Annotated in this window: 4 protein-coding genes and 1 pseudogene; all 5 read left to right on the top strand. The window is 42.0% G+C overall.

The features are described 5' to 3' along the window. Positions 1–388 precede the first annotated feature (388 nt). The 5 genes and pseudogenes from ASJ81_RS14470 (at position 389) to gyrB (ending at position 7,160) form a co-directional block, all read left to right on the top strand. A complete protein-coding gene (locus ASJ81_RS14470; RefSeq protein WP_095645015.1) occupies positions 389–799 on the top strand; it encodes a hypothetical protein in 411 nt (136 codons plus the stop codon). Beyond that, positions 795–866 (top strand): hypothetical protein, encoded by a 72-nt coding sequence (locus tag ASJ81_RS24670; RefSeq protein ID WP_095645018.1) that lies wholly within the window; start codon positions 795–797, stop codon positions 864–866. The genes ASJ81_RS14470 and ASJ81_RS24670 overlap by 5 nt, the downstream gene beginning before the upstream one ends. A gap of 457 nt (positions 867–1,323) precedes the next feature. Then, on the top strand, positions 1,324–3,189 hold the full coding sequence (locus ASJ81_RS14460; RefSeq protein ID WP_095645014.1) for a DNA topoisomerase VI subunit B: 1,866 nt from the start codon (positions 1,324–1,326) through the stop codon (positions 3,187–3,189). A 1-nt stretch (position 3,190) separates the two neighbouring features. Then, positions 3,191–4,300: pseudogene (locus tag ASJ81_RS14455) on the top strand (DNA topoisomerase IV subunit A). Between the two features lie 958 nt (positions 4,301–5,258). Beyond that, entirely contained in the window at positions 5,259–7,160 is a 1,902-nt protein-coding gene (gene gyrB, locus ASJ81_RS14445; RefSeq protein WP_095645012.1) for a DNA topoisomerase (ATP-hydrolyzing) subunit B, read from the top strand. Positions 7,161–7,167: the final 7 nt, after the last annotated feature.

The raw sequence follows: 7,167 nt of genomic DNA, 5'->3' as shown, positions 1-7,167 counted from the left end.
TAAGCTATTTTGATAAAAGTTTCACTTTAGAAAGTAGCGGAGCGTATTGATTTTAGATAAAATAATCAAAAAAAATATCTAATGAATAAACTGATTCTTTGGCAAAAATGCCAAAGAATTTGTTTTTCAAGATTATTGCAGCTTTTTGAGGTAGTCAGCAGAGAAAATTGTAGGTTTGAGGAAAGAACAATAAGAGAAATCACTAGATTATGGAATTGTGTCATAAATGTACATCAATAATGCGATACTAGGACGGAATTTATATAAGTTTGCCTTTTTACATTTTGAATTATTTTCTCTCGCTCTTTAAATCTAAGATGTATGTAATTCTTAATTAATTTGAGGTAAGATGATCACTATGAAAATTTAATTTAAAATGTGATATTTTGTGAAAGTACAAAAACTCAAACCTGAAGAGATTTTTGGATTAGTGTTAGGCGCCGTACTTAATTTTATTTTGTTAAGATTGTCTTTTCAGATAATCGATGTGTTACATTTTTCCAATCAAATAGTTGTTTGGGTTAATACTGGTCTTATCGTTTTCTTCATAATACTTGGGCATTATATAGTCTCAAGGAAAGTAATTGACGAAAAAAAGAGAACTGAAGACATAAGAGGTCTTAAAAGTAACCTACTGGGTTTTTTCCTATGGCTTATTGTAATAATAATTGCAACCTTGTTGAACATAGAAATTAATAAGACTGTGATTACAACTGGAGGTTACATTACAATACTTTTGATCATTCTTTACATGAAAAAAAGGGAAGTTAAAACGCAGAACCTTATGCAGATAAATTAATGAGAGCTATGTAGCTAACGGAGTAGTGGTGCATAATTGCAGTCTGCCTTCATTCCTATTCCTATAACAATAAATCGAGAAGCTGGAAAATATGATATGTCAATGCTCTTTGAAGGCAGTGTCTCAAATTTGCTGTAAATTTGAAGTCACGTTTTTGTGTAATATGGAAAAAATAGATCTTCGGATATGGAATTTTGATCCAATACATTTTTGAGATTTGTGGTTTTATAGAGAAATAGGCACATTGCCTCTTTGAGAATCGGAATTTTGCAAAACAGATGAATCAAAACTTTGAATTTCTTGATACTAAAACAATTAGCATTAGATAACATTAAACACTAAAATCGCAAACATTGGAAAAGTAAAATACTAAAATCGCAAGGCTTTAGAATAGCAAAATGCTAAAACAGTAAAAATAACAATTGCATTACTTTTAAGGCAAAATTCCTGCTTTAGATATAGTGTAAAAGAATATTTAAAGCAGTATAAACTTACATTGATTTTTCAATCTGAGGTAAATTTTCATGGAAATCCCTATTGCAGAAGAACTTGCCAAAAATCAAAAGTCAATAAGCGTTGCAGAATTTTTTGAAAAAAACAGGCAGATATTGGGTTTTGACTCGGCTCCCCGAAGCCTCATTACAACCGTAAAAGAAGCTGTTGACAATGCCCTGGACGCCTGCGAAGAAACTGGAATTCTACCCGATATTCTTGTCCAGATTGAAAGAACAGGACAGGACTACGTAACTGTTATTATAGAAGACAACGGGCCAGGAATTATAAAAGAGCAAATTCCTAAGGTTTTTGCAAAGCTTCTCTATGGTTCAAGGTTCCATGCCCTCAAGCAAAGCAGGGGACAGCAGGGAATAGGGATTTCCGCAGCTGTGCTATACTCCCAGATGACTGCGGGCAGGCAGACGAAAATTCTCTCCAAAACCGGCACCGGTCAACCTGCTCATTATTACGAGCTTATGATCAATACCAGCACGAATGAGCCTGATATCCTGAAAGATGAAATTAAGGACTGGTTCCGTCCGCACGGGACTCAGATCGAGCTGGAAATGAAGGCTTCTTATGTAAAAGGGAGAAGGCAGTCAATTTACGAGTATCTCAAAGCAACTGCAATTGTGAATCCCCATGCAAGAGTTACCCTTATAGATCCTGACGGCAATGAAGAGGTTTTTGAAAGAGCCACGGATAAAATGCCAAAGCCAGCCGAAGAAATCCTGCCTCATCCTGAAGGTATAGAGCTTGGCACTCTAATGAAAATGCTCCATTACACTGAGCGCCAGAAACTTGCTCCATTTCTCCGCTACTCTTTTTGTAAAATAGGCCTGTTAACTGCCGAGGAAATCTGCAAAGCTTCAGGGCTTGACCCTGAGATCGATCCTCATGCCCTTGGCCGCCATGAGGCAAGAAAACTGATTGAGGCTTTTGAGAAAGTAAAGATCATGTCTCCTCCTACAGACTGCCTTTCCCCAATAGGGGAAGAACTGATCTACAGGGGACTTGAAAAAGAAACGAACGTGGATTTTATTGCCACAAGCACCCGAAAACCCGCAGTATATTCCGGAAATCCTTTTGTAGTGGAAGTGGGGCTCGCTTACGGAGGAAACCTTCCGAAAGAAGAAAAGATCAGTATAATGCGTTTTGCTAACCGTGTGCCTTTGCTTTACCAGCAGGGAGGCTGTGTGACCACGCATGCCGTAGAGGACATTAAATGGAAACAATACGGTTTAAACCAGCCGGGAGGGGGAGTTCCTGTAGGGCCGGCCATTCTCCTGATTCACGTTGCTTCCATTAACGTACCTTTCACTTCGGAATCAAAAGATGCTATTGCTGACATTCCTGTAATCAAGGAAGAGATTGACCTTGCTATCAAAGACGTTGCAAGAAAGCTCAAGCACTATCTGAGCAAGCAGAGCAACCTCAAGAAGCGAAGAGAAAAAGAGATCATCATTACAAAAGTACTCCCTAAGATGGCTGTAAAAGTTGCGAATATCCTGGAAAAAGATGTCCCTGACATTAATCCTGTTGTTGCAAAGATTATGGGAAACCTGCTCGTACACAGAAAAGTGAAGAGGAACGAGGATGGAACTGCAGATGTTGTAATAAAGGTCAAGAACTTTGGAACCTCTGCACATGCTTTCAGGGTCCATGAGATGCTGCCCTGGACAATCCTCGGAGCAAAGCCCGAACCAAAAGTTGTGACTCTGGGCAATGATTACGACTATGTATGGGATATCTCCGCAGCAGTCGGGTCTTCAAAGGTGCTCAGTTACAGGATAGAATCTGCAACTGACAAAGAACTCGGAAAGTTTCCTGACCTTGTTGTGGAAGGGCTTGAAGAAGAGCTTGTAACCGGGGCAAAAGCCTTTAAGGGGGCATAAAATGGCCAGAGAAACAAATAGCAAAACAATCCAAGGAGATGCTCTTGCAAGGGAAAAGCTGCTTGAGCTTGCAGAGAAGATTTACAACCAGTTCGAAAATGAGGTTGTTCCAAGTGTAAGTCTTCCAAGCCGGACAAAGGCAAACATAGAATATTCCGATGAGAGCGATGTCTGGGTCTACGGGGACAGAGAAAGCGATTGGAGCGCATAAACCGTATAAGGGGCATTTCAGCTCCTTAAGACCACTTACGCGACAGACTTCCTTATAAAAGAGCATCTGGCCCATAACCGCGGCTCAACGCTTCGAGAACTTTACTATATCTCGGAAGGTTGGGAAGCTGCAAAATTCAAAGAACAGGCTGAAAGCGACCGCCTGATAGAAGACCTTGAACTCCTTACAGCCCTTCAGAGAGAGTATTTCCATATGCGCCCTGAAGAAGACGGAGCTACGATGTTCGGTCCTCTTGAAATTACAGAGCAGACAAAGCGCGGGGAACGAAATATCCACTGCCAGAAGGACGTCGGGGAAGGAGGATACCAGATCCCCTTTAATGTGGAAAATATAGAATTCAAAGCCCATGATGCGAGCATGATTATTGCCATAGAAACCGGTGGTATGTACGCACGTTTGATGGAAAACGGATTTGATGAAGCCTACAATGCAATCCTTGTTCACCTGAAAGGCCAGCCTGCCCGGTCAACCCGAAGGATTATCAAACGTATGAACGAGGAATTAGGTATCCCTGTAGCTGTTTTTACGGACGGTGACCCGTGGTCTTACAGGATCTATGCCTCAGTTGCCTACGGAGCTATAAAAAGTGCTCATCTTTCGGAATTTATGGCAACCCCAGCAGCCAAATTCCTTGGTCTCCAGCCCTCGGATATAGTCGAATACGAACTCTCAACCGACAAGCTTACTGAACAGGATATAAACGCACTTCGAAGCGAACTTTCCGACCCGCGTTTTGAATCCGACTACTGGAAAGAACAAATCCAGCTCCAGCTCGATATAGGGAAAAAGGCCGAACAGCAGGCTTTTGCAGGCAAAGGCCTTGATTTCGTAACCGAGGTTTATCTTCCGAACCGGCTGAAAGACATGGGAATGCTTTGAAAGAAAAACACCTGAATTGCCCGAGTTCCGCTTCGGGAGCACGGTGCCCTTTTCGCTGCGCTACGCTTCGCTCAAGAGGGCTGAATTATGGGCTAGAGAAACTGATTTTCAACTCGTTCAGAGGGCTTATCTACCCAAATTTCTTCTCGGGTCACCCAGTGGGCGTGGTCCCAACTTTTTTCTAAAAATGCTTGCTCGCAAGCTTTTTCAAAAAAAGCTTAAGCGAAAACCTCTTGCAAGGTTTGGATTTGGGAACCTTATCCCCAAACCCTATAGGCGTGATAAACCGGCGCAACGGTTTCGGGTCAACAGTTTTGAGCAAAAGTTGTTAGTTAAGTTTATATAGAAACGTTATAAAGTAATATTGAGAGATCGTTTTTAAAAAACTGCAAGCAAACCCTCTCGGGGATGATATACCAGGGCATCCAGAAAGTACATCATGATAACCAGAAGGCATTACAAACTGCTATTTTTATTCGGGAATTGCTTTTGAGGTTTGAAAAGATATCCTGGAACTGTATATGTAAAAATCTGCTGATAAGCAGTATAAATGCCGCGACTCCTGTTCTGATTCCTTGTGAAACACGAATTTTGCGAGCAAAACAGCAAATATTAATTTAAACTAAAGACGTATTAAAAAATTAGTCTGAAAAGCGCATATTTGGATGCAAAATTATGCTAAAAATTACCTGTTTTGAGAGGATTGGTACTGAAAAATCTTGTGCAATTTTCAAGGAATCTAAAGGCTTAAAATGTATGAGCGCATATTGAATTTGGTTCGTGGAAGAAAAGATAAAATTAATATATAAAAAGCAGTTAATAAAAACTGCAGGCTTATAGGATTGATACGAATTCTAAGATCTATTTTGATAAAAGTTTTCCCGCGAATTTTTTAAAAAAAATGTAATGTTACGCAACTTAGATAATTTTACTAGATTTTTATGGAGAATAAGTTAAGATGAGTGATAAACAGGTTTACGATGCTTCGCACATCCAGGTGCTGGAAGGCCTGGAGGCTGTCCGGAAGCGTCCCAGCATGTATATAGGGAGCACGGATAGTCGCGGGCTCCACCACCTAGTCTATGAAGTAGTAGACAATAGTATAGATGAAGCCCTTGCAGGCTTCTGTACCAGGGTAAATGTCACAATTAATCCGGACGGCAGTGTGACAGTCCTGGATAATGGAAGAGGTATCCCCATCGACCCTCATCCATTTCACAAAAAATCAGCCCTTGAGGTTGTAATGACTGTTCTGCATGCAGGAGGGAAGTTCGACAAGAATACCTACAAGGTTTCAGGGGGACTGCATGGAGTAGGGGTTTCTGTTGTAAATGCGCTTTCGGAATGGCTGGAAGTTGAAGTGTCAAGAGACGGTAAGAGGTATTATCAACGCTACATCCGTGGAAAACCTGAAGCTGACGTCCAGGAAATCGGAACCTCAGACACTACAGGTACAAAGACTACTTTTAAGCCGGATGCAAATATTTTTGAGACACTGGATTTCGATTACGAGACTCTTTCAAACCGGTTAAGAGAACTGGCTTTCCTGAACCGGGGCCTTACCATCAGCCTTCAGGATTTAAGAACTCCAGAAGAGCAGGCTGAAACTTTCGCCTACGAAGGGGGAATAGTGGAGTTCGTGAAGTATCTGAACAATAAAAAACAGCCTCTTCACGACCCTATTTATTTTGAGCGGCAAAGGGACGACATGGTAGTAGAAATTGCAATGCAGTACACAAGCAGCTATACAGAAAACGTGTACTCTTTCGCAAACAACATCAATACCCACGAAGGCGGAACTCACATTATCGGTTTCAAGACTGCACTGACAAGGGTTACAAATGATTACATTAAAGCTAACAAGCTATCCAAAGAAGACCTAAAGCTCACAGGTGATGATGTAAGGGAAGGACTTACCGCAATCATCAGTGTTAAACTCATGGAACCCCAGTTTGAGGGACAGACCAAGACAAAGCTTGGAAACAGTGATGTCAAAGGAATTGTAGATTCCCTTGTAACTGATGGGCTTGCGGAATACTTTGAGGAGAATCCGAAGGTTGCAAACGTTATTCTTGAAAAAGCCCTCCTTGCCCAGAAAGCCAGAGAAGCTGCAAAAAAGGCAAGAGAACTGACCCGAAGAAAAAACGCTCTCGAAGTAAGTACCCTTCCCGGAAAACTTGCGGACTGCTCGGAGAAGAATCCTGCAGCCTGCGAGATTTACATTGTGGAAGGTAATTCGGCAGGCGGTTCGGCAAAACAGGGTAGAGACAGGAGTTTCCAGGCTATTTTACCTCTTAGAGGCAAGATCCTGAACGTGGAAAAATCCAGACTTGCAAAGATCCTGAAAAACGAGGAGATCATTTCCCTGATCACTGCCATTGGAACAGGAATCAGCGAGGACTTCACCCTGGAAAGTGCCCGCTACCATAAGGTCATTCTCATGACTGATGCCGATGTGGATGGAGAACACATCAGGACTCTTCTTCTCACGCTGTTCTTCCGCTATATGAGGCCTCTGATTGATGAGGGATACGTGTACATTGCCCAGCCTCCTCTCTACCGCATAAAGAAAGGCAAAGCTGAGTACTACATACACTCTGACAGGGAACTCGAAGCAAAGAAGAAAGAACTCGGGGAAAAAGGACTTGGAATCCAGCGCTATAAAGGGCTTGGAGAAATGAACCCCGGACAGCTCTGGGAAACTACCATGAACCCTGAGGGCCGGACCCTTTTACAGGTTACCCTGGAAGATGCGATTCGGGCTGATGAGATCTTCAGAGTTCTCATGGGAGATGAGGTTGAGCCACGCCGGAACTTCATAGAAACGCATGCAAAAGAGGTCGTGAATCTGGACATCTGAGGTGGCT

The organism is Methanosarcina spelaei, from assembly GCF_002287235.1.
Classification (GTDB): domain Archaea; phylum Halobacteriota; class Methanosarcinia; order Methanosarcinales; family Methanosarcinaceae; genus Methanosarcina; species Methanosarcina spelaei.
Note: the sequence above shows the minus strand (reverse complement) of the source record. Positions and strands in the feature narration are given on the sequence as shown.

Excerpts from the sequence above, each read along its gene's own strand:
- gyrB (WP_095645012.1), top strand. The coding sequence starts at position 5,259 with ATGAGTGATAAACAGGTTTACGATGCTTCGCACATCCAGGTGCTGGAA.
- ASJ81_RS14460 (WP_095645014.1), top strand. The coding sequence starts at position 1,324 with ATGGAAATCCCTATTGCAGAAGAACTTGCCAAAAATCAAAAGTCAATA.